At 69.7% G+C, this 21,269-nt stretch carries 23 protein-coding genes and 2 pseudogenes; 18 read left to right on the top strand and 7 right to left on the bottom strand.

The genetic code is table 11. From position 1 onward, the window contains the following. Positions 1-363 precede the first annotated feature (363 nt). Positions 364-692, top strand: a pseudogene (locus tag ACIBBH_RS16820) (IS630 family transposase); the annotation flags it as partial. Here the strand turns inward: ACIBBH_RS16820 and ACIBBH_RS16825 are convergent. Next, entirely contained in the window at positions 693-1,016 is a 324-nt protein-coding gene (locus ACIBBH_RS16825) for a hypothetical protein (protein ID WP_399405188.1), read from the bottom strand. 201 nt (positions 1,017-1,217) lie between these two features. Here ACIBBH_RS16825 and ACIBBH_RS16830 point away from each other — a divergent pair, with 201 nt between their 5' ends. Both ACIBBH_RS16830 and ACIBBH_RS16835 read left to right on the top strand, forming a co-directional pair. Next, a complete protein-coding gene (locus tag ACIBBH_RS16830) occupies positions 1,218-1,373 on the top strand; it encodes a hypothetical protein (protein ID WP_399405189.1) in 156 nt (51 codons plus the stop codon). A gap of 444 nt (positions 1,374-1,817) precedes the next feature. Then, on the top strand, positions 1,818-2,270 hold the full coding sequence (locus ACIBBH_RS16835) for a hypothetical protein (protein WP_399405191.1): 453 nt from the start codon (positions 1,818-1,820) through the stop codon (positions 2,268-2,270). Positions 2,271-2,620: 350 nt separating this feature from the next. Here ACIBBH_RS16835 and ACIBBH_RS16840 read toward each other — a convergent pair whose 3' ends face one another. Together ACIBBH_RS16840 and ACIBBH_RS16845 are read right to left on the bottom strand one after the other, a co-directional pair. After that, on the bottom strand, positions 2,621-3,442 hold the full coding sequence (locus ACIBBH_RS16840) for a hypothetical protein (protein WP_399405192.1): 822 nt from the start codon (positions 3,440-3,442) through the stop codon (positions 2,621-2,623). 47 nt (positions 3,443-3,489) lie between these two features. Next, complete coding sequence (locus tag ACIBBH_RS16845) at positions 3,490-4,329, bottom strand: alpha/beta fold hydrolase (protein WP_399405194.1); 840 nt, start codon at positions 4,327-4,329, stop codon at positions 3,490-3,492. Positions 4,330-4,839: 510 nt separating this feature from the next. On the opposite strand from ACIBBH_RS16845, the gene ACIBBH_RS16850 reads away from it, so the two are divergent. From ACIBBH_RS16850 to ACIBBH_RS16870, 5 genes are all read left to right on the top strand, one after another. Beyond that, a complete protein-coding gene (locus tag ACIBBH_RS16850; protein WP_399405196.1) occupies positions 4,840-6,039 on the top strand; it encodes an acetyl-CoA C-acyltransferase in 1,200 nt (399 codons plus the stop codon). A gap of 237 nt (positions 6,040-6,276) precedes the next feature. Beyond that, entirely contained in the window at positions 6,277-6,957 is a 681-nt protein-coding gene (locus ACIBBH_RS16855; protein ID WP_399405198.1) for an HAD family hydrolase, read from the top strand. 237 nt (positions 6,958-7,194) lie between these two features. After that, complete coding sequence (locus ACIBBH_RS16860; protein WP_399405200.1) at positions 7,195-8,721, top strand: class I adenylate-forming enzyme family protein; 1,527 nt, start codon at positions 7,195-7,197, stop codon at positions 8,719-8,721. A 48-nt stretch (positions 8,722-8,769) separates the two neighbouring features. After that, positions 8,770-9,696 carry a TetR/AcrR family transcriptional regulator gene (locus ACIBBH_RS16865; protein WP_399405541.1) on the top strand — a complete coding sequence of 309 codons (927 nt, stop codon included), beginning with the start codon at positions 8,770-8,772 and terminating at the stop codon, positions 9,694-9,696. Between the two features lie 46 nt (positions 9,697-9,742). Continuing rightward, positions 9,743-9,889: a hypothetical protein gene (locus ACIBBH_RS16870; protein ID WP_399405202.1), complete on the top strand. Its 147-nt coding sequence runs from the start codon at positions 9,743-9,745 to the stop codon at positions 9,887-9,889. Positions 9,890-10,053: 164 nt separating this feature from the next. Here ACIBBH_RS16870 and ACIBBH_RS16875 read toward each other — a convergent pair whose 3' ends face one another. After that, on the bottom strand, positions 10,054-10,689 hold the full coding sequence (locus ACIBBH_RS16875; protein WP_399405204.1) for a helix-turn-helix transcriptional regulator: 636 nt from the start codon (positions 10,687-10,689) through the stop codon (positions 10,054-10,056). 208 nt (positions 10,690-10,897) lie between these two features. Here ACIBBH_RS16875 and ACIBBH_RS16880 point away from each other — a divergent pair, with 208 nt between their 5' ends. The 7 genes from ACIBBH_RS16880 (at position 10,898) to ACIBBH_RS16910 (ending at position 15,823) form a co-directional block, all read left to right on the top strand. After that, entirely contained in the window at positions 10,898-11,443 is a 546-nt protein-coding gene (locus ACIBBH_RS16880) for a DUF2231 domain-containing protein (protein ID WP_399405206.1), read from the top strand. Between the two features lie 79 nt (positions 11,444-11,522). Continuing rightward, positions 11,523-11,954 (top strand): hypothetical protein, encoded by a 432-nt coding sequence (locus tag ACIBBH_RS16885; RefSeq protein ID WP_399405208.1) that lies wholly within the window; start codon positions 11,523-11,525, stop codon positions 11,952-11,954. 1 nt (position 11,955) lies between these two features. Further along, positions 11,956-12,606, top strand: coding sequence for a GTP cyclohydrolase I FolE (gene folE, locus ACIBBH_RS16890; RefSeq protein WP_399405210.1), 651 nt, complete (start codon positions 11,956-11,958; stop codon positions 12,604-12,606). Between the two features lie 66 nt (positions 12,607-12,672). Next, positions 12,673-13,029, top strand: a complete 357-nt coding sequence (locus ACIBBH_RS16895) for an ArsC/Spx/MgsR family protein (protein ID WP_399405212.1) — start codon at positions 12,673-12,675, stop codon at positions 13,027-13,029. 508 nt (positions 13,030-13,537) lie between these two features. After that, positions 13,538-13,822 carry a hypothetical protein gene (locus ACIBBH_RS16900; RefSeq protein ID WP_399405214.1) on the top strand — a complete coding sequence of 95 codons (285 nt, stop codon included), beginning with the start codon at positions 13,538-13,540 and terminating at the stop codon, positions 13,820-13,822. A gap of 22 nt (positions 13,823-13,844) precedes the next feature. Next, positions 13,845-14,093: a choice-of-anchor Q domain-containing protein gene (locus tag ACIBBH_RS16905; RefSeq protein WP_399405216.1), complete on the top strand. Its 249-nt coding sequence runs from the start codon at positions 13,845-13,847 to the stop codon at positions 14,091-14,093. Positions 14,094-14,182: 89 nt separating this feature from the next. Next, entirely contained in the window at positions 14,183-15,823 is a 1,641-nt protein-coding gene (locus ACIBBH_RS16910) for a carboxylesterase/lipase family protein (protein WP_399405218.1), read from the top strand. Positions 15,824-15,887: 64 nt separating this feature from the next. Here ACIBBH_RS16910 and ACIBBH_RS16915 read toward each other — a convergent pair whose 3' ends face one another. The 3 genes and pseudogenes from ACIBBH_RS16915 to ACIBBH_RS16925 form a co-directional block, all read right to left on the bottom strand. Further along, positions 15,888-16,541 (bottom strand): TetR/AcrR family transcriptional regulator, encoded by a 654-nt coding sequence (locus tag ACIBBH_RS16915; RefSeq protein ID WP_399405220.1) that lies wholly within the window; start codon positions 16,539-16,541, stop codon positions 15,888-15,890. Positions 16,542-16,638: 97 nt separating this feature from the next. Further along, positions 16,639-16,911: a hypothetical protein gene (locus ACIBBH_RS16920; RefSeq protein ID WP_399405559.1), complete on the bottom strand. Its 273-nt coding sequence runs from the start codon at positions 16,909-16,911 to the stop codon at positions 16,639-16,641. 173 nt (positions 16,912-17,084) lie between these two features. After that, positions 17,085-17,252, bottom strand: a pseudogene (locus tag ACIBBH_RS16925) (WHG domain-containing protein); the annotation flags it as partial. A 303-nt stretch (positions 17,253-17,555) separates the two neighbouring features. On the opposite strand from ACIBBH_RS16925, the gene ACIBBH_RS16930 reads away from it, so the two are divergent. From ACIBBH_RS16930 to ACIBBH_RS16940, 3 genes are all read left to right on the top strand, one after another. Beyond that, a complete protein-coding gene (locus tag ACIBBH_RS16930; RefSeq protein WP_399405222.1) occupies positions 17,556-18,209 on the top strand; it encodes a TetR/AcrR family transcriptional regulator in 654 nt (217 codons plus the stop codon). Positions 18,210-18,568: 359 nt separating this feature from the next. Beyond that, positions 18,569-18,979, top strand: coding sequence for a DUF485 domain-containing protein (locus tag ACIBBH_RS16935; protein WP_399405224.1), 411 nt, complete (start codon positions 18,569-18,571; stop codon positions 18,977-18,979). Beyond that, complete coding sequence (locus tag ACIBBH_RS16940) at positions 18,976-20,568, top strand: cation acetate symporter (RefSeq protein WP_399405226.1); 1,593 nt, start codon at positions 18,976-18,978, stop codon at positions 20,566-20,568. The genes ACIBBH_RS16935 and ACIBBH_RS16940 overlap by 4 nt, the downstream gene beginning before the upstream one ends. Positions 20,569-21,269: the final 701 nt, after the last annotated feature.

Here is a 21,269-nt window from a genome sequence, read left to right on the forward strand (position 1 = left end):
GCTGGGCAGCCAGGGGCGCGCGACAGCCAGGTGGTGGCCGGCGGATGGCCGGCAGGTGTGTGGTTCCACCACTCCTTGGCAGGTCGAAGAGCCGCTGACGCGATGGCAGCCTGCGGACGCCGGGCGGTAACCAGAACGTCGCGGAGGGCGGCGCGGCTGGGCAGTTCCTTTTGGATCAGCTGGTCGTCGGGGTGGGCCGTCGACGACACCGAAGAGCGGGTGTTCACCGCGCTTGGCCCAGGCCGACGCCGATGAGGACCTGCACTGGGCAATGCGGTCGACTCCACGATCGTGCGCGCTCAGCACGCGGCCGGGGTCCGCAAAAATGAGGCCCCGGCCGGCGTCGGCCGGGGCACGCCCTCGGTGACCACGAACAACCTCGCCGCCCACACCGGCGCGGACATCCGCCGCTGGGCGAAGAGGAACAAGGTCGAGATGTGCTTGACCCCGACCTACGCATCCTGGGCCAACCCGATCGAGGCGCACTTCGGTCCGCTGTGGCAGTTCACCATCGCCAACTGTCCCACCGCAGCCATCCCGCAGAGACCGAGGCCCTGCACCGCTACGTGCGCTGGCGCCACGCCGGCACCCGCCACCCCGATGTACTCACCACCCAACGCAAGGAAGGCGCCCGCATCCGCAGGGAGAAGGGCATCCGTTGGGGCGGCCAGCGGGTGACCGTCACAGCCTGACTACCGCGACGCCCGCAAGGCCGCCCCCACGGAGGCGACATCCAGGTCGATGACGAGTTCCTCGTCTTCCCAACGGCCGCGTTGCGAGATCGCGAGGCCTATCAGCGCCAGTTCCGCAGCCTGGTCCCGAAGCGCGTACTGCTCATGGGTCTCGTCCCCGAGCCCGCCCAGCTCGTCACGGTCCCAGGCGGCCACCGCCGCCTCGGCCACGGCTCTGGGCAGTCGCACGGTGACCCGCCCAACCTGGGCATCGACATGCGCCCCGATCGCTGCCAGCACCTTTGAGTCTTCCCGATAGCGCACGTACTGCTGTTGATCCGCCATAGAGTGAGGCTACTCAAAGCCGCTGGACCTGCTCGCCTGATCAACGTGGGGCGGGCGGCTTCCTGGGTGGTGAGCAGGGCGAATCGTGACGGGCTGGTCGCAGTGGGGACAGTTCCGGACGGCTGTCGGTGCCGGGGGTCGAGGGGATGGGACCCGGGCACGCGTCAAAGGGGCTATGAGTTCATGGGGAGTTGCCCGGCGTTGGAGCATGTGCCGGAGCAGATGGTGGAGTTCGTCCGGCGGCAGGTGGAGCTGCCGGAGGGCACCCTGCCGCTGTACCGGGCGGACAGGCACGCCAAGCACCACCGGGGCCCGGACGGTGACAGCGGCGGCTTCTTCGACGGACCCGCGGGCTGACCGAGCCCGGCTGCGAGCGTGCTGAAACGGTGGCGCGTCGTCAGACTCAGGGTGGGGTGGTGTCCTGGCGTCGGCTGGTGCGGGCGATTCGTAGTCGGCGCCACACGAGTTCACGTCCGCGCCGTCGAACCGGCGGCCCGGTCCGCTCTCACCGGCAGATCGTCGCTGCCGGGGGCGGGCCGCAACGCCATCACCTCGGACGGCGGGACCGGCAAGAGCGACGGCACGCCCAGGCACTGCACCGCGACGTTCGCCACATACGGCTGCGGGCGATGCACCAATTGTTGTCAGGCGCGCTGCGCATGCGGCGACGCGAGTGGTACCTCCGCAACATTTGCGGGAGTACATCAGGCCCAATAGGCTTGATATGGAGTGCCCGGCTGGGGGCGCCGGTGTTTTCTGCAGCTCCCTCTCGATACGCCCAATCCGGCCGAGGAGATTTCCATGTCAACCGACCGAACCATTAATGTACGGTTCTACAACGAGTGGGGCGCGGATCTTCAAAACGTCGTCCTGAAGTTCAGCGCCTCCAAGAGCGGCGTCGAATCCGACACGTACAAAATCGACTTGCTCAAGAACGGGGACAGCGCCGGACCGTTCCTCCGGCACTACCAGACCGGGATCGGCTCGGAGGAATTCGACTACTGGTACGTCGAGTTCGTCGCCACGGGACAGCCGAGCGGGAAATTCTGGTGCAAGAACAACTTCTCGTGCGTGCTGGACTCCGACGTCGACAACAGTCGGGAGGCCCACTTCTGGGTCGGCGGAACCGAGAAGGAGGCGTACACAGGATTCCCGGAGTCCGGTGGCGGTTGGGAAGGCGGATACAACGGAGTTCCGTCGAGCGACCCCAAGAGCAATTACACTTGCTACGTCAGTCTGGACGGCCCCGCCTGATCATCTGGCGAGGATCTCGGACTCGGCGACGAAGCGGCAAGTACGCACCGCACGAATCGGGTGTGACCGAGATACGCCCCAAGGGCCAACGGGGTGGCCCTCCTTGGCGCGCACCGGCAAGGGCGAGGCGGCCATCCAGTACCACACCGGCCGCTTGCTCGCTCAGCCGCATCGGTGACGTACTCACTCAGTGCTCGGTGCGGCCGACGGTGCCGCAGTACTGGCGCTGCACGCCGGCTGAGGTGGTGCCCTTCTTGAGGAACCACCTCAGCCGGCGTTGTCGGCGCCGGGGCGGCCACGGCCCACGAGCAATGGCGCTCCAGTTCGAGCAGTTCAGGCGCCAGGCCCTGTCAGCCGAGCTTCATGAGACCGGCTTCCACGACGGCGCGGCCGAAGGGACTCGCGAGTTCGGCGAGGCGTTCGCAGTCGGCGTCACCCAGGACGGCGTAGGCGGGAAGGGCCAGGCGGTCGGTGCTGTCCTCGATGTGCTGGCGCAGGCGTACGCCTTCCGCGCTGAGGGAGTCGCCGTCGAGGAGACCCCGCGTGCGCAGGCGCTCCTCGGTGGCGGCCCACTCCTCCTCGGGCCATGCGCGGCTTGCCTTGAGGAAGTCGACGGGAACCTCACGGGTGGCGGCGTGCATAACCAGGGCCTCCAAGCCCCCGAGGCCCTCGCTCAGCAAGCACGCGACATGGCCGTCTCCACGGAACTCCCGGAGCAGCGTCTGGGCATGCCACAGCTGCAGTACCGGTTCCTCCGGCCAGGGCAGCGCGGCGTGCGCGGCGAACAGCGCGCGGCCCTGCGCCCGTTCGCAGGCCGCCTCGGCGGCTCGGCGGGTCAGCGCGATGACCTCGTCCAGAGCGGGCAGCTCGTGGATCCCGGCCCGTCGCAGGGCCTCGCTCGCGGCGGCGTGCCGCGCGTCCAGCACCTGCTGCGGCGTCGCCGCGTCCCAGACCCCGTCGACCGCCTTCCGCACGAAACCGGGGTTGAAGTTGTAGAAGGTCGAGATGACCAGCTCAGCGGATGCTCGGCCGAAGGCGGCGCTCCGGGAGGCGAAGTACCCGGCCCGTCCGCTCAGTCCGAGGTCCGCGTACCGTCGCCTTGCCTCGGGGGCGAAGTAGATCATGGCGTGTACGGGCTCGAGTCGGCGCCAGGCCGCTCGCGCTGTCTTCATGGATTCACCTTTTTCGGAGAGCCGACAAGCGGGGTATTCGTCGTGGTTCAGTACGCGCCGTGCGCTTGCAGGTGTGCGAGCAGCAGGCGGTTCAGCGTCTCGGGCGCCTCCTCGGGGACCCAGTGGCTGACGCCCTGGACGGTTTCGAATCGGTACGGCCCGCTGACCCACTGCCCGGTCTCCTGCGCTGCCGCCGGGCCGAACGCGCTGTCCTCCGTGCTCCAGACGTACAGCGTGGGCACGTCGATGACACCGATCGCGCCGTCGGGGCGGCCGGCCCGGTACCAGTTCAGCGCCGCGGTGAGAGCACCCGGCTGGCTCAGGTGCCGCACGTAGGCCTCGGCACTGGCCTGGGGGACCTTTGCGGAGTAAAAGGCGCGAAGTTCCTCGGCATCGTTGGCGAGCATGCGCTCTTCCGTCGCGGGCGTTTCACGCCAGTCGATCATGTAGTGCGAGCGTTCGCGCTGGTCCCGGTCGGTGCGCAGGGTGGTGGCCAGAGCGCCGGGGTGCGGGGTCGAGACAACCGTCAGGGTACGTATGCGGCCGGGGTGCGCATCGGCGGTCCACCACGCCACCGCACCGCCCCAGTCATGGCCGACCAGGTCGAATGCCGTCCAGCCGAGTTCCTCTGTGATGGCGACCACGTCGTCGACGAGGACGCTGATGCGGTAGTCCTCGGGCCGCTCGGGGCGGACCCTGGGGGAGTACCCTCGCTGGTCGGGTGCCACCACTCGGTAGCCGTGCGCGGCCAACGCCGTGATCTGCTGTTGCCACACCAGCGCCGTCTGCGGGAAGCCGTGCAACAGCAGCACCGGGTGGCCCTCGGGCGGACCCGCCACGATGGCGTCGAACGCGCCCGCAGCGGTGGAGATGCTCAGCTCGGTCACGATCCACCTCTTCATACCGACTGGTCGGTCAGCTTTCAGTCGTGGCAGCGGATTGTCAAGGTCGAGAGCGCGCGCGTTCTCGCAAACGGCGGCCCCGCACCGCTCTATTGGCCGGTTACCGCGCACGGCGCGGCGGGCTCCGGCCTCGCGGGGGCCCAGCCTGCGGCCGCGCACCCCAGCGAGGGTCCCAGGGGTATCTGACGGCCTCAGGGGTGTGGCGCGACCGGGCGCGCTGGGTGCCGGGTCGTGCGCCTCACGGTTTCCTGAGCACTCCCCTGGTTGAACATGACGCCGGATTCAACTATAACCAACCGGGAGGCCGGCTCCGTCGCCCCGGCGGCCATGGCGCATGCCACCGGTAAACGGAGGAGACGGTCAGGACTGCTCACAACGCCCGAGTCGGCGTTCGGCACCGCCTACCGGCATCGATCCCGGCTCACGGAGCTCGGGATTCCCATCCCGAAGCTCCCGGACGAGACGATCCGGACCAACAGGAACCAGTGAGGCGACATGAGGGAAGCAGTCATCGTTTCGACGGCACGGACGCCGATCGGAAAGGCGTACCGTGGCGCGTTCAACGACACCCAGGCGCAGGAACTTGCCGCCCATGCCCTCTCTCACGCAGTGCAGCGCGCCGGGCTCGAGGGAGGCGAGGTCGAGGATGTGATCTTCGGCTGCGCCGTGCAGCAGGGGTCCTCCGGCGGCAACGTCGCCCGCCAGGCCGCTCTCCGCGCCGGGCTTCCGGACACCGTCTCAGGGATGACCATCGACCGGCAGTGCTCGTCGGGCCTGATGGCGATCGCGACGGCCGCCAAGCAGATCGTCGGCGACGGCATGCAGGTCGCTGTCGGCGGCGGTGTCGAGTCGATCTCCTTGGTGCAGAACGACCACATGAACACCCACCGCATGACGGATCCCTGGCTGGTCCAGCACAAGCCGAGTATCTACATGCCGATGCTGCACACGGCGGAGATCGTCGCCGAACGCTACGGCGTGAGCCGGGAACGCCAGGACGAGTTCGCCCTGCTGTCACAGCAGCGCACCGCGGCGGCCCAGGAGGCCGGCCGGTTCGACCAGGAGATCGTCGCGCTCGACAGCGTCAAGAAGGTCCTGGACAAGCAGTCCGGGGAGGTGCGGGACGAGGCCGTGACCCTGACCCGGGACGAGGGCAACCGCGCGTCGACCACACTCGAGGGCCTGGCCGGATTGTCGCCGGTGCTGCCGGACGGTCAGGTGACCGCGCTTTCCAGCGTGACGGCGGGCAACTCCTCGCAGTTGTCGGACGGAGCTTCGGCGTCGGTGCTGATGGAGTCCAGGGAAGCCGAGCGCCGCGGACTGGAGCCGCTCGGCGTCTACCGGGGTATGGCCGTTGCCGGTTGTGGGCCGGACGAGATGGGGATCGGCCCGGTGTTCGCCATTCCGAAACTGCTGAAGCAGCACAACCTCACCATCGACGACATCGGTCTGTGGGAACTCAACGAGGCGTTCGCCTCCCAGGCGCTGTACTGCCGCGACGAACTGAACATCGACCCGGAGCGGTTCAACGTCAATGGCGGCGCAATCTCGGTCGGCCATCCGTACGGCATGACCGGCGCCCGCCTCGTGGGGCATGCCCTGATCGAGGGCAAGCGCCGAGGTGTCCGCTATGTGGTGATCTCGATGTGCGTCGGCGGCGGAATGGGCGCCGCCGGACTGTTCGAGGTCGCCTGAGGTCCTCGAGGTCGCCTGAGATCCGCGTTCCTGCTGGACGCCGGCAGCAAGGTCCGGCCGGGGGCGCGGCACTCGCGGCACAGGCTCGTCCTCCCACCCATCCGCAGTCCTGCCCCATCCATGAGACCGAGGCCGTCGGCGTCGCGGAACCGATGGAGAGGGGGCACGTCCCATGAGAGCCGACGGACCTGGCAGCCGTCGCGTCGGCCGGTGGCAAGCCGGCCGCGAGAGAGAGGTATGGACACCGTGCCGAACGTGGTGGAAGAAGCCCGAACCGCGGTCCTCGTGGACTTCGGAGGGGTCATCACCTCCAGTGTGTTGCGGGCATTCACCGACTTCGGTGCCTCGCTCGGCGGCAACCCGCGCCTTCCCCTGGACCTCCTCAGCCGCGACCAGCCATCACGCACCCTTCTGGCCGATCACGAGTGCGGCCGTATCGATGCCGAGGCCTTCGAGCGAGGATTCGCCGAGCGTCTCCGCGCCCACGGCGCCGACGTGGCGGCCGAGGGGCTCACGGCCCGGATGCAAGCGGGGATGTCGATCGACCAGGACGTGCTCACTCTGCTCGACGAGCTTCGCGCCGCCGGGTATCCCGTGGCGTTGGTATCCAACTCGTTCGGGACGGGAACCTACGACGGCGTCGACCTCGCCGCAGTGGCCGACGTGGTCGTCATCTCCGCCGAGGTCGGGATCCGCAAGCCCTCCCGGCGGATTTACGCGATCGCATGCGAACGCCTCGGCATCGACCCCAAGGAAGCGGTCATGATCGACGATCTGCAGCAGAACCTCGACGGAGCGGCGCGGATCGGAATCGGGGGCGTACTGCACACCAGCGCCGACGACACCCGCCGCCAACTCGCCGAAAGCTTCGGCATCACCGCCGGACCGATCCACCGATCGACCGATCGGGCGCACTGAGATTGGTCATGACCCCGATCGACACCGCCCCCGGCTGACCGGCTGTGCGTGCGCCCGTCCTGTGCGGTGCGGGTGCGTTCCTGCCTCGCATCGCCGTCGTCCACGGCGAGTTGCCTGCGGACGACACTCACATCCGGCCACGCCGTCCGTGGACTTGCTGTCGAGGCCGGGGTAAATCCCCTGATCGGCGGGTGAGACCCGCACCGTCACCTGCTCACATCCCCGGAAGGCACCGCCATGACCAGTGTTTTCGATCCTGTCAGCCGCCACGCGTCCGCCACCCCCGACAACATCGCGTTGCGTGGCGGTGCGGATGAGTGGACCTACCGGCAACTGCGCGACGCGAGTGCACGGTACGCGGGTGCCCTGGCCGCCGCGGGCCTCTGTCCCGGGGACCGGGTGCTGCTCGCGGCGCCGTCGGTGCCCGAGTTCGTGATGGCTTACCTCGGGATTCAGGCCGCGGGCTGTGTCGTGGTGCCGGTCAACACGATGGCCACCCGGGCTGAGGTCGAGTACGTCCTCGGCGACGCCGGGTGCTCGCTGGCGATCGCATGGCACGCCCTCGGCCCCGCCGTCGCGGAGGCGGCCGCGACACTCAAGGTGCCCTTCTGGACACTGTCCCCCGGCGCGACGATCACCGATGCCGCCCCCGCCCCCGTCGTCGACCGGGACCGCGACGAGACCGCGGCCATCCTGTACACCTCGGGTACGACAGGGCGGCCGAAGGGTGCCCAACTCACGGTCGGCAACCTGTTGTCCGCCGGGGAGATCGGCGCCGAGTGCAGCCGCGCGTCGAGCGCCGACCGCACCGGCACCGGACTCCCGCTGTTTCACGTGTTCGGGCAGGCGGCGGTCATGATGGCGACGTTGACCGTGGGCGGTTCGATGTCGCTGCTGGCCCGATTCGACCCGGCGTCGATGCTGGAGATGCTGCGCCGCGACCGGCTCACCATCATGGCCGGCGTACCGACCATGTGGAACGCGATGCTGCACGCGGCGGGCGATGCGAACCCGGCGGACTTCGCCCAACTCCGCGTCGCCGTCTCCGGCGGCGCGTCGCTGCCCGGAGAGATCGCCCGGGCCTTCGAGGCCCGCTTCGGCTGCACCATCCTCGAAGGCTACGGGCTCACCGAGACCACCGCGTTCGGCACCTTCAACGACCTCGACCGCGGGGGCAAGACCGGGTACACCGGCCGGGCCGTCCCGGGGGTGCAGGTCCAGGTGCGTGACATCGAGGGCAACGCGTGTCCGCCGGGTACCGTCGGAGAGGTCCACATCAAGGGCCCCACGGTGATGCGCGGCTACTGGAACCGCCCCACGGACACCGCCGCGGCGATCTCGCCCGACGGCTGGTTCCGGACCGGCGACCTCGGCGAAACCGACACCGACGGCGACCTGCGCATCGTCGACCGGATCAAGGACCTGATCATCCGCGGCGGCTACAACGTCTATCCCGGTGAGGTGGAAGAAGTCCTCTACGAGCACCCGGACATCATCGAGGCGGCCGTCATCGGCGTTCCCGACGACCACTACGGCGAGGAGGTCGCCGCCCTCGTCACCGCCCGGCCCGGTTCGGAGCTCAGCGCCGCCGAGGTGTCGAGCTGGGCACGAGAGCGGCTGTCCGCATACAAGATCCCGCGCATCGTCCGGTTCGTCGACGCGCTGCCCAAGGGCCCGTCCGGCAAGATCCTCAAGCGGTCCATCGACCGTACCGCTCTGACCCGCGACCCCGCGCTCGGCGACGCGGCCGCCAGCCGGCACTGACCTCCCATCCTCCAAGGTCCGCTTGGCCTGCCCGTGGTCGCAGTGTCGATGTTCATCGTGTCCGACGAGAAGAAGGTCAAGCCCCGGCTGGTCTGCGGCATTAAGCCGTGGCGCGACAGCGCACCTGCCGGGCGCATCTCAGTGCGGCCCGCGTTGGTGACCGGCTGGTGCGGCACCTTCGCGGAACGCCGGGAACTCACCCCGGAATTTCGCGAGCCCTGCGAGCACCGCGCACCTGGCGCATTTATGACTCTGGCGTCGGATTCAAGTACAGTTCCTGGGGTGGATATCACCGCCCCCGAGGAGAACGACAGCGAGAAGGCACCGCCGATGGCGCCTCTCTCGCCACTTCGCGAGCCGCCGACGACGAAGCGCGGAGCGAGGACACGCGCTGCTTTGGTTGAGGCCGCGCGGAAGGTGTTCGAGCGGGACGGCTACCTGGACACCCGCCTGACCGACATCACCAAAGAGGCTCGATGCGCGGCGGGATCCTTCTACACCTACTTCGCCAACAAGGAAGAGGTGCTTGCCGCCGTCCTCCTGGAGGCGCAGGAGGACATGATGCACCCCGGCATGGGCAGGGTGCAGGGCACCGATGATCCGTATGCGGTCCTCGAGGCGAGCAATCGCGCGTATCTCGAGGCATACAGACGGAACGCGAAGCTGATGGGACTGCTCGAGCAGGTCGCACAGGTGGAGCCGGAGTTCCGTGAGTTCCGAAGCCGGCGCGCGGATGCGTTCATCCGCCGCAATGCCCGCGGCATCGCCGACCTGCAGGAGCGGGGTGTCGCGGACCGTGAGGTGGATCCGATGATGGCCTCCCGTGCGCTGTCGGGCATGGTCAGCGTCATGGCCTACAACTCCTTCGTGCTCGGCGAACGGCAGGAAGAAGGTACGCCCGTGGACTTCGAGGAACTCGTGTCCACGGTCACCCGGCTCTGGGCGAACGCCCTGCGGTTCCCCGGCCACCGCTGATCCGGCGTCCCGGCCGCAACCCGGCCGGGGCGGAGTCTGCCGCACCATGGCCGCGCGGACCGACCGGTGGACCACCTGGACCATCGCGTCCGCCTCGGCCGCCATGCCGGTCGGTGCGGCCGCACCACGGACCGGCAAGAGGCTCGGTCCCCGAAACCGAAGCGAGGTCTACGCCTTCGTCGGACGCGAGTGACGGCCACTCGGCCAAAGTCGGCCATCATGTCCCTCGCCGCCGAGGCCGACCTGCGGCGCAACAAGCTCACCCCGGGGATGGCGCGCGGGCCCCTGTCCGCAGCGGTGGCCGGTGGCGAAGCCGGGCGGATGCGGTGCCCTGCTCGTTGCCCGGCACAGGAACGCCTACGTGTCGGCGGGGTCGAGCTGGACGCAGCATTCTCCTGGGCGGGGTGCGAGAACGGCCTGGACGCCGGTGATCTCCATGCCCTGGAGGTACCCGGTGACAAACGCGTGGTTCATGCCGCACACCAGGTCGGGAGCCTTGGCTGCCAGGGGATGGAAGGGGCAGTTGGCGAGCCGTAGCCGGGTGGGGGTTTCCCGGACGGGTTCGAATCCCTGCCGGCCGAGCATGCGCTCGCAGACAGTGAGGCCGCGCTCGGCGCCGAGCCGGCCCGGACGCGTCTCCTCGCGCTGGGCACGGCCCAGCTCCCGGCCCCGCTCCCTCGCCGTACGCACGGCTGCGTCAGCGGCGGTCTCACCGGCCCCCTCGGTCAGCACGGCCTCCAGGAGCAGGTCGGCCAACAGCTCATGGCGTCGGTCGGGGATGCTGACCCGGATCTCGGCATCGGTGGGCTCGTAGACCTTGGGCTGACGCCCCACTTTCCGGATCGCGCCGGGGGTGCCGTACCGCGCCCGCAGCAGGCCGGCGTCGACGAGTTTGTCGAGGTGGAAGGCGGCGAGCTTGCGTGAGATACCGACGCTCGCCGCCGCCTCGTCCCGGGTCACGGGCCGCCGGGCACGCCGGATGAAGGCGAACATCTGCCGCCGCGATTCCTCACCGAGGACGCTGACGGAATCTATTGCCGCATCCCCAGGGGACGGCGACGGGGTCAAGTTGGAAGCCACCCCTTCAAGGTAACCCCCATAAGCATGGGTGCAGGGGCTTCTTCTCTGTCCTGAGCTGCCGCACTTGACCGCCGACAAGAATAAGACCAAGATTTGTTGGTGAAACTGGAGGTGGTTCGGCATGGCTGATCCCTTGCACCGGCAGGCGAAACGGCCGGTGAGCGCCGCGCTGGCAGGCCCGTACGGGCACCCGTTCCATCCGATCCTGGTCACCGTGCCGATCGGGGCCTGGGTGGGCAGCCTGGTCTTCGACATCGCCTCGCACCTCGTGGACGACCCGGGCTTCCTGGCCCGGGGGGCGATATGGCTGATCGCGCTGGGGGTGATCGGCGCGCTGGCCGCGGCGATGGTCGGCTTCCTGGACCTGTTCGCGATCCCGTCCGGGACCCGGGCGTTCCGTGTCGGCCTGATTCACATGACACTGAACCTGCTGGTGACGGCCGCCTATGCCGGGAACTTCCTGTGGCGGCACTCCGGCCAGGGGCCCTCCGGCAGCGTCGGAGCCGGGATGCTCGCCCTGAACGCCGTGAGTCTGGCGGTCCTGGGTGTCTCAGGATTCCTCGGCGGAAAACTCGCCTACCACTACGGCGTCCGCGTGGCGGACGAGACCACGCAGGCAGAAGGCTTCGTCCCTGTCTCCGGCCGCCCGCCGCGGCGAACCGGCTGACGGCTTCCCCAGCGGGCTGCACGCCCGACAGCCGTGCCCGGCCTTGCTCACCGCTCAACTCGCACACCTGGAGTTCTTCATGGATATCGCCGCACTGATCGCTTGGGTAGTCACAGCTCTCGGTGGTTTCTACATGCTCGGCACGTGGCTCTCGCACGGGGGCGCCCGCGGCGGCAGCAGCCGCCTGCCCGTCCCGGTGATCTTCGGGCACTTCGCGCTTGCCGCGATCGGCCTGGTCGTCTGGATCATCTACGTGATTGCCGACAAGGACGCGCTCGCCTGGACCGCCTTCGGCCTGCTCCTGCCCGTCGCCCTGCTCGGCTTCACGATGCTGGTCCGCTGGATCCCCGTCTACCAGGGGCGGACCGGTGCCCCGGCCACCGCGGAGGCGGAGCAGTCCGAGCCCGCCGAGCGGCACTTCCCCGTCCCGGTCGTCGCCGGGCACGGCCTGTTCGCCGTCGTCACGGTCGTCCTGGTCCTGCTCACCGCCCTCGGGATCGGTGGCAGCTGACATGCCCCAATACCCCAACACCGCATTCCACCTCGCCTCGGAAGATGATCCCGGGATACCGGCGGCGGCCGCGCTGCGCGTCGTCCACGAAACGGACGGCGTCGACCTCGCGGCCGCCGAACGCGCCGCAGGCCAGTTCCTGCAGGCCCTCGGGATCAGCATCCGATCCGAGAGCCTGCGCGACACTCCCGGGCGGATGGCCCGCGCCTACGCCGAGCTGTTCAGCCCGCGCCCGTTCGACCTGACCACCTTCCCCAACGACGAGGATTACGACGAGCTCGTGCTGGCCCGCAGCATCCCGCTGCGCTCGGTGTGCGAACACCATCTGTTGCCGTTCGTCGGCACCGCGCACGTCGGCTACCTGCCCGGTCGGCGCATCCTGGGCCTGTCCAAACTGGCCCGCGTCGTCGAACACTTCGCCTGCCGCCCCCAGGTACAGGAACGCCTCACCAAACAGGTCGCCGACTGGCTGCAGACGCACCTCGAACCCAAGGGTGTCGGAGTCGTCATCGAAGCCGAACACACCTGCATGACCCTGCGCGGCGTCCAGGCCACCGGCTCCAGCACCCTCACCTCCACCCTCCTCGGCACACTCCGCAGCGACGCCCGTTCACGCAGCGAATTCCTGGCCCTGGCCGGCCTGCCGACCTGAACCGGCCGGACCGCCAGGGCAAACGGCCTGCCCGCAGACCAGGAAAGACGGGAAAGAAACACGTTCATGGAAATCTGGATCAACCCGGCGTGCTCCAAATGCCAGTCGGCACTGTCGTTGCTGGACGCGAAGGACGCCCACTACACCGTCCGGCACTACCTGCAGGAGCCGCCGAGCCCGGCGGAACTCGAGGAAGTGCTGCAGCGACTGGGCCTGGAGCCGTGGGACATCGCCCGCACCGGCGAACCGGTCGCGGCCGAGCTGGGCCTGAGGTCCTGGCCCCGCGAGCCGGCCCACCGAGCGCGGTGGATGGAGACGCTCGCAGCACACCCGATCTTGATCCAACGACCGATCATCACCGCAGACGACGGAACGGCGGTGGTGGCCCGGTCCCCGGAATCGGTCCGGTCTGTGCTGCCGTAGTCGCTGGTCGGCGCGTGACCCGGCCCCGGCGGCTGCGCCCGGCCGGCGGGCGATGCCCTGCGTCGGCCGGGGGCGCGCCAAGTGCGCCGTCTCCGCCGCCGCCGGCCACCAGCCCGGCGAGCCCGTCCAGATGCTGGGTGTACAGGCGGCGGTGCCGGCGAGGGTCTCGTGCAGCGTGCAGCGGCCCGATACAGAGGCGGCGTGCTTCACGTCTCGCGCAAGCGGGGAACGACCCTGGGCGCCAGGTTTCCTGTCAGACCTCTGGACAGCTATCGGCTCTGAATGGAACGCTCGATACATCGGGTTGGTGCCGACCGTGTCAGCCCGTATGCGGGCACGTGCGATCCCCCGCCATTCGGAGGCGTCCGCCGCGCACGCGCCTTCCACTCCCTCAGCTCACCCCGTAGCCCAGCACAGCCTCGGACCGACCCCAGCGGTCGTGGAACACCGGCAGCCCGCGCTGACCGGAGCACGAGCAAGCGCCCCTACGTGGACAGGAGTTCCCCTGATGAGGGACGGAACCGCCTCCCCACTCGCCGTCACCCGCCTCGCCCTGGCGGCAGACCCGACCGCCCCCGCGCCCGCCTCGGCCGCGGGCGCCGCTCCGACCCAGTTCACCGTCGACACCATGCCCGACGTGGGTGACGCCGATCCCGCGGACGGTGTGTGCCGCACCGCGGCGCCGGTGCTTGATCTGGTGGACAGCACAGTCAGCGGGAACACCGCGGGGGAGGCCGGGGGATCCCGCTCAACTCGATCGTGGCCGCAAAAGCCGGCGACGCAGGTCAGGTGACTTCGGGAAGGCCTTCGCCGTCATGGAGTCCCTCGGCCACGACATCGACGGCGGCGGCAACTGTCAACTGACCGCCGCGGACGACCTGCCCAGCCGTACCGCGCTGCTCGGACCTCTCACCGACAACGGCGGCCCCACCGACCCACATGCGCCGCTGCCGGGCAGCCCCGCCCTGGACGCGGCCGCCCACTGCCCGGCCACCGAGCAGCGCGGCGTACCCCGCCCTCAGGGCGCGGCCGGTGACAGCTGCGCCTACGACAGCGCGCAGTGACACCGGTCACCGGGCATGTGCCGGGCAAACGAGGCGCGTCCGACAGGTGGTGGCTCCCGCCAGGACACCGACCGGAAGGGAAGCAGACGATGAGATTACCCAGCGCGCTCCGCACCGCGACCCGTGCCATGACCGCCCTTGTGGCGTTGCTGCTGCCGGTCACGGCGCCCGCAGAAGCCCCCGCCGCCACCGGGCACCACGCCCTGGTCGTCCGGACCGCGGCCGGTCCGGTGCGTGGCGCGGCCGGCCCCGAGGGCAGCCGGATCTTCCAGGGAATCCCCTTCGCCGCCCCTCCAACGGGGGCACTGCGGTGGCGCCCGCCCCGGCCGCATGCACCGTGGTCCGGGATCCGGGACGCCACCGCGCCGGGCCATCCCTGCCCCCAGCCGCCGTTGACGTTGCTCCCGGACGGCGGCCCCGTCCTGCCCGGTGAGTCCAACCGGACCGGCAGCACTTCGGAGGACTGCCTGTTCCTCAACGTGTGGATCCCGGCCCGTACGAGTCACAGCAACCTGCCGGTCCTCGTCTGGCTGCACGGCGGCGGCAACGCCTACGGCGCCGGAAGCGACTACGACGGAGCCGCCCTCGCCGCGCGCGGAGTGGTTGTGGTCACGGTCAACTACCGCCTGGGCGCCCTGGGCTTCCTCGCCCACCCCGCCCTGTCCGCGGAAAGCTCCGACCACGCCTCGGGTGACTACGGCCTGATGGACCAGCAGGCCGCCCTGCGCTGGGTGCGGCGCAACATCGGGGCGTTCGGCGGGGATCGTCACAGGGTCACCCTCGGTGGTCAGTCCGCCGGATCCGCCGACACCTGCCTCAACATCGCCTCGCCGACCGCGAAGGGCCTCTTCCACCGGGCCGTCCAGCAAAGCGGCAGCTGTGTGTCGGATGCCGCACTCACTCCGCTGACCCTGGCCACGGCCGAGCAGCGGGGCACCGGCTTCGCGGCCTCGATCGGCTGCACCGACCCGTCGGCCGCGGCGGCCTGCCTGCGTGCCGCTCCCGTCACCGAGTTGATCGCCGACGGCTCCGGGGCCTCGTCCTTGTGGGGGGCGAACACCGGCCCGCGCGTCCTTCCGCTCTCCCCGCGCGCGGCGTGGGCGGCGGGACGGGCGAACGCCGTCCCCGTGCTCAGCGGCAGCACCCACGACGAGTACCGGTACTTCACCGCCCTCCGCGTCGACCTGCTCGGAGGCGGACCGCTCACGCCCACGACCTATGCCGCCTTGATCAAGGCGCAATACCCTGACGAGGCGTCAGCCGTCCTCGACACCTACCCGGCCTCGGCCCATCCCTCGCCCAACCTTGCGTACTCCGCGGTCGGCACCGACCGGTCGTTCGCCTGCCCGGCGAGAGGCGACAGCCGTCTGTACAGCCGTCGGGTGCCCGTCTACGCCTATGAGTTCAACGACCCGGAGGCGCCGCCGTTCATCCCCGCGCCGCACACCCCGCAGGGCGCCTTCCACGCCTCTGAACTGGCCTACCTGTTCCCGATGGACTCGCTGCGCCCGCTGACGGGCGCCCAACGGAGGCTGTCCGCGATGATGACGGGCTACTGGGCCAGGTTCGCGGCCACCGGAAACCCCAACGGACCCGGCGCCCCCGTGTGGCCGAGATACACCATCGACCATGACGGCGTTCAGGTGCTCGCCCCGGACCGGACGGCCCCCACGACCGACTTCGCGGCCGACCACCGCTGTGCGTTCTGGCAGCGGCACGGGGCCTCCTGAGGGGCGTCGCCCGCCGTACGGTGGCGGCGCTGCCAGGTCGGTAACGCGCCTTGCCCAGCGGGGGCTATCCGCTCGACTGCCGTCCGTGGGCCGGCTCCGAAGCGGACGCTCCCAGGGGAACGCCGTGGTGGGCCGCCAGAGCGAGCAACGCGACACGCAGCGCATCGGTGTCGAGGGTACTGGCCGGATCGAACCAGCGGGCGACGGCGGTTCCGCTCGCCGCTCTGAGGGCGAATCGGGCCAGTTGACCCGACACCTCCGGGCGGTCGTGGAGTCGGAAGACAGAGGTGAGGGAGTCGCGCGCCCAGGCCAGCAGGGCATCGCGGTAGCGGTGCAGTTCGGCCAGGGCCGCCGCGCTGGCGGTGCGCTGCAGCATGCCCAGGGCGATGAGCAGTTTCACGTCGCGGGGGTGGCGTTGGAAGGCGTCTCCGACGGCTTGGAGGAAGTTGTCCAGCCGCTGACCGATGTCCGCGCCCGGCACAGTGACAGGCGGCAGCGCCGAGAGCAAGGACATCCTGGCGCGTTCGAGCACCGCGACATAGACCCCGTCCTTGCTGCCGAAGTGCCAGTAGATGGAACTGGCGGGCAGGCTGCAGGCGGCGGAGACCATCGAAATGGACGTGGCGGCATAGCCGTGCACCGACATGAGTTCGGTCGCGGTGTCGAGAATCGCGTCCCGCGACCGCACGCCGCGGTCCGGATCCGGTGCTTGCCTCATGGGGCGACTCTAAAGGGGCGCCGCTTCTGCTACCGCTGTTCCGGGGAACACCCAGGTGCGGCACGAGCTCGCCGCGGCGACACGCACGCCGCCCGGATCAACGGCGCACCGGCAACCCGCCACCGATCAGGCCGCTGTCACCCGTGTGCAGAGCCTTGCGGCCACGTCGTTGGGGAAGCCGCGGACGTGCTGTTCCACCAAGATCACCGGCGCGCTCCACGCCGCCCGCCGCGATGGCCTCGCAGATCGCGTGGTGGTAGGAGCCGACGGCGGGGTTGATGCGCGGCAGCGTGCCCTTCTTGGTCATGCGGCGGCCGAGAGATCCGACACCGGGGCGGATGCGGCGGGGGAGCGGCAGGCGGTGTGCCATTGCCTCCACGCGAGGGTCTCACCGCCGCCGCCGACGACGTCGTCCGCGGCACGATCGCCCGTACGACCCGCTGCGTGCGCGCGACTTCTTCGACGTACGGCTGTTCCGGGCGCTGGACGCAGTACGCCTGGCCCGGAAATGTGGTGATCGTCGACGGCAGCAGCATTCTCAACCGCGCCGAGCAGCCGCTGACCCGCGGTGGCCGGCGGATCGTCCGGGCCGGACGGGTCCACGCCGATCGTCGCGGCGTACCGGCCGGGATGCGCCATGACGAAGGCGCGGAAGCCGCGCGCCGCGGCCGCCAGGGCGTCGCGGCCCGCGTACCCCTGGAGTAGCCCGCCGCCATCAGCGGCGGGATCACAGCGCGGCCGGACGAGTCTGACGGAGACCGGCCGCTCCAGGACGCCGCCGAGGCCGCCTGGGCGATTCGGACAGCCACCGCACAGCCGGGCGAGACCACCTCGCACGCACGGGCAGCGACGGGAAGGACGTCCCACGCCGGAAAGGTACGGAATCTCGCTGAAGGGCGTGATCGTACGACCTCCTCCTTCCGTACGATGTTCGGTTATCGGAGTGCGTGTACCGTAAGCGCTGAGTCACGGCGCTACGAAGGACGGAGCGCGCAGCGATGCGGGGGTGCAGCGGTGGCCCGACCGACCAAGCCGATCCTCAGCCGGGGCGGCATCTGCGCCGCGGCGTTGACCATCGTGGACCGTGACGGGCTCGCCGAGTTGTCGATGCGAAAACTCGCCCGGGAACTCGGCGTACAGGTGTCCTCCCTCTATGAGCACGTCAAGACCAAGGACGACGTCCTCCACGAGGTCACCAACACGATCATGCAGGGCGTGGACGTCTCCGGCTTCGAGACCGGCGACTGGCGGCACGGCCTGGCGTCCTGGGCCCGCTCTTACCGTGCGGCCCTCGCCGCCCACCCCCACATCGTTCCGTTCCTGGCCCACGGCCCGGCCCGCCGCGAAGCGTCGCTGCGTCGCGCGGACACCGTGCACGGCGGCCTCGTGGGCGCCGGCTGGCCCCCGCGCTACGCCACGATGATCGGAGCCTCCACCAAGTACCTGGTCGTCGGGTCGGCGATGAGCTCCTTCGCGCGAGGGTTCGACGACGACGTTCAGGTCTACGTCGAGCGGTACGCGCACCTGACCGACGCCCACCGCCTGAGTGAGCACGCGGATACCATCGACCGGGACAGCTTCGAACTGGCCCTGGAGATGTTCCTCGACGGCCTCAGCGCCCTGCACGCGCGCGTGGCCGGGCCCAAGGCGTCCGTGGCGAGCTCCTGATCCGCGCCGCCCGCCGACCTCCCGGTGGGCTCCCGATCCGCACAGCCGCGGACTCCTGATCCGCACAACGGCCGATACCTGATCGACACAGCCCAACCACTGATCACTCGTGGCGGACGCCTGATCCCCCACGGCCCCGCTCCCGATCGCCCGCGGCGCCGGACAGCAGTGGCCCTCCGGGCCAAGGTCACAGCGTGGTGACACCTCGGCTTCTGCTGGACCCCTACTTCCCACCCATGCCTTGTCCGGCCTCCTGGCCCACTCTAAGCTCCCGAACCGAACGGCGTTCGGTTGTGGTGTCGGGCAATCCCGGCTCAAGCACTGCCTCGCGTCACCGCTCGTAGTAAGGAGTTGATGCCGTGTACGGGCCCCATGAGCCGCGCTATGGGTTCCACGAGCCACGCCGGCGACCGTCGTCGGACGTCGGTGAGGTGCCTGAGGAGTTCCGCGAGACTCCTGAGGAGTGGGGCAGCCCGCCGGAGGTGATGGCGTCCCTTGCCCAGCTGCGTGCGGAGCGCCGTTCAAGGATCTTCCCCGTCGCCGCCGCCGTCATCATCCTGTATCTGGTCAATGCCCTGCTGGCGAGCACGGCGGCCGATGTGATGGCGATCAGGCTCGTCGGGCATCTGAACGTCGGCCTGGGGCTGGCGCTGTTGCAGTGCGGCACCACACTCGCGGTCTGCCGGTGGTACGCGCGCTACGCGCGCACGTGCCTGGATCCGCTGGTGGAGAGGTCGCGCGCAGCACTCGGATTCCGGGAGGAGCAGTGACCGCCTCCTCCGTGCTCGCGCAGACGAGCCACACCGGGGTTGTCATCACCGTCTTCGCGGTCTTCGTCGTCGGCGTCGTACTCATCTCCCTGTTGGACGCATCGGAATCGGACACCCCCCGTCGCTTCTTCGTCAGCGGTCGCCGACTGTCGTCCGCCCGCAACGGCATCGCCCTGTTCGGCGACTTCATCTCCGCCGCGACGCTGCTGGGAACCCCCGGTCTCATCGCCCTGGCCGGGTTCGACGGCATCCCCTACCTGCTGGGTCCCATCGTCGTCTGGGCCGTGATCCTCCTGCTGATCGCCGAGCCGTTCCACAACGCCGGGCACTACACGGTCGGAGACGTGCTGGCGCAGCATCTGCGGCCGCGCCCCGTCCACCTGGCCATGGGCCTGGCCACGCTGGTGATATCGCTGTTCTACCTGACGGCTCAGCTGGTGGGTGCCGGTGCCCTCGCCGCACCTCTGCTCGGCATCTCCGGAGTCGCCGCCCAGAACTTCCTGATGCTGTTCCTCGGCATCCTGATGATCATCTACGTGGTCATCAGCGGAATGTACGGTGCGACGCTCGTGCAGTGCTTCAAGGCCGCTTTCCTGCTGGTGGCCAGCGTGTACCTGGCGCTTCTGGTACTGGGGAAGTTCGGCTGGAACCCCAGTCACCTGCTGGGGGCCGCGGCCGAACGCAGTGGCGTCGGCGAGGCATTCCTCGCGCCCGGGGCACGGTCCCGGGGCGGTGGCGCCGACAAGCTGGACGCGCTGAGCCTCCAACTGGGAGCGGTGCTCGGGGCAGCCGGCCTTCCCCACCTCCTCTTGCGCCTGCGCGCGGTGCCCAGCGCGCGCAGTGCCCGGCGTTCCGTCCAATGGACAGCCGCGTTGACGTGCGTCTTCTGCGTGACCGCCGGCGTACTCGGGTTCGGCTCGGCGGCCGTGCTGGGCCCCCAGACGATCATGAGCAGCAATTCCTCCGGGAACACGGCCACCCTGCTTCTGGGGGGCTCGCTCGGCGGCTCCGCGCTGCTCACCGTGATGTCGTGCGTGGCGTTCGCCACCATCCTGGCCGTTGTGGCGGGCATCGCCCTCGCCGCGGCGACCTCACTGGCGCACGACATCTATGGTGCGGTGATCAGGAAGGGGCGCGCCACCGAGTCCCAGGAAGTCCTGGTGGCCCGGGTGTCGGTGGTCCTGATCGGCACGGGGGCGACGACCATTGCCCTCTTCGCTTCACGCATCAACGTCTCGTTCGCGGCCGGACTGGCGTTCGCCGTCGCGGCCTCGGCGGTCCTCCCAGCACTGCTGTTCGGCCTGTACTGGCGGGGCTTCACCACCACCGGAGCCCTGTGGAGCATCTACGGCGGCCTGATCTGCGCGGTGTCCCTGGCCGTGCTCTCTCCCGCCGTCTCCGGAACTCCTGCGGCATTGTTCCCCGACATGGACTTCGCCGTCTTCCCGCTGAAGTACCCGAGCATCGTCTCGGTCCCCCTTGCCTTCCTGCTCGGATGGCTGGGTTCAGTGATGGGAAGGGAGAGGCCCCAGCCGGCCGCCCGATCCGCCTTCGAGCTCCGCATGCTCGTGGGCAGCGACTCCTCGTGAAGCAGCACGGTGGTGATCACCAGCATCGAACGCCGACTGACTCCTCCTGTGCGGCGCCGCTGGAGCCTGTGTGATGTCGTGATCGCCCTTGCCGATCCGGATCCGTGGGGAAGGCGGATCCGGTAGGCAGACGATCGTGATGCGCAGGCGACTTTCTGACGAGCAGCGGGAAGTTGATCGGGCCGTACCTGCCGATAGGCGAGTACGGCCCGTACCCCTGGCGGCTGCGGGATCGGTTCGCGGGGGTGTTCTGGCGGTGCAGGACAGGCGCGCAGTGGCGTGGGATGGCACGCGTCGTGGAAGGCGTTTCCGGGCGCGTGGTCATGGAGACGGATCTGCGACTAGCTCCGTCGTCTGCGGGTACTCGTTCGCCGTCCGGGTCGGGGAGGGCATCGACAGCTTCACCGTCTTCGACGTCTCCGCACGCGAACGCGGCTGGCTGGCTGGTACTCGCACGCGCCTCCCCAAGAACCGACCGCACCGGCCTGGCGGTCTTGCTGGTCGTACGCAATGGTTTCAGCCACGACCTCGTCGACCTGCTCATGGACGATCTGCGCAGGGTCCTGTCCCGTCTGGAGAAGCAGGACCAGCCCCAGCGCAACGCCGACGACGCCGGCAGCTTCGCCCACGGCGCCGAGACGAAGAACGCCCAGCACTCCGGCCCCCCTGAGACCGCCCGGCCGAGGCCGCACCCCGCCCGC

Origin of the sequence: Streptomyces sp. NPDC051636, from assembly GCF_044453765.1 — a bacterium.
Classification (GTDB): domain Bacteria; phylum Actinomycetota; class Actinomycetes; order Streptomycetales; family Streptomycetaceae; genus Streptomyces.

Coding starts and splice junctions, on each gene's coding strand:
- ACIBBH_RS16865 (WP_399405541.1), top strand. CDS start 8,770: ATGTTCATCGTGTCCGACGAGAAGAAGGTCAAGCCCCGGCTGGTCTGC.
- ACIBBH_RS16885 (WP_399405208.1), top strand. CDS start 11,523: ATGGATATCGCCGCACTGATCGCTTGGGTAGTCACAGCTCTCGGTGGT.
- ACIBBH_RS16900 (WP_399405214.1), top strand. CDS start 13,538: ATGAGGGACGGAACCGCCTCCCCACTCGCCGTCACCCGCCTCGCCCTG.
- ACIBBH_RS16825 (WP_399405188.1), bottom strand. CDS start 1,016: ATGGCGGATCAACAGCAGTACGTGCGCTATCGGGAAGACTCAAAGGTG.
- ACIBBH_RS16895 (WP_399405212.1), top strand. CDS start 12,673: ATGGAAATCTGGATCAACCCGGCGTGCTCCAAATGCCAGTCGGCACTG.
- ACIBBH_RS16875 (WP_399405204.1), bottom strand. CDS start 10,689: ATGTTCGCCTTCATCCGGCGTGCCCGGCGGCCCGTGACCCGGGACGAG.
- ACIBBH_RS16910 (WP_399405218.1), top strand. CDS start 14,183: ATGAGATTACCCAGCGCGCTCCGCACCGCGACCCGTGCCATGACCGCC.
- ACIBBH_RS16870 (WP_399405202.1), top strand. CDS start 9,743: ATGGCCGCGCGGACCGACCGGTGGACCACCTGGACCATCGCGTCCGCC.
- ACIBBH_RS16860 (WP_399405200.1), top strand. CDS start 7,195: ATGACCAGTGTTTTCGATCCTGTCAGCCGCCACGCGTCCGCCACCCCC.
- ACIBBH_RS16920 (WP_399405559.1), bottom strand. CDS start 16,911: ATGGCACACCGCCTGCCGCTCCCCCGCCGCATCCGCCCCGGTGTCGGA.
- ACIBBH_RS16850 (WP_399405196.1), top strand. CDS start 4,840: ATGAGGGAAGCAGTCATCGTTTCGACGGCACGGACGCCGATCGGAAAG.
- ACIBBH_RS16880 (WP_399405206.1), top strand. CDS start 10,898: ATGGCTGATCCCTTGCACCGGCAGGCGAAACGGCCGGTGAGCGCCGCG.
- ACIBBH_RS16905 (WP_399405216.1), top strand. CDS start 13,845: ATGGAGTCCCTCGGCCACGACATCGACGGCGGCGGCAACTGTCAACTG.
- ACIBBH_RS16835 (WP_399405191.1), top strand. CDS start 1,818: ATGTCAACCGACCGAACCATTAATGTACGGTTCTACAACGAGTGGGGC.
- ACIBBH_RS16840 (WP_399405192.1), bottom strand. CDS start 3,442: ATGAAGACAGCGCGAGCGGCCTGGCGCCGACTCGAGCCCGTACACGCC.
- ACIBBH_RS16915 (WP_399405220.1), bottom strand. CDS start 16,541: ATGAGGCAAGCACCGGATCCGGACCGCGGCGTGCGGTCGCGGGACGCG.
- ACIBBH_RS16855 (WP_399405198.1), top strand. CDS start 6,277: ATGGACACCGTGCCGAACGTGGTGGAAGAAGCCCGAACCGCGGTCCTC.
- folE (WP_399405210.1), top strand. CDS start 11,956: ATGCCCCAATACCCCAACACCGCATTCCACCTCGCCTCGGAAGATGAT.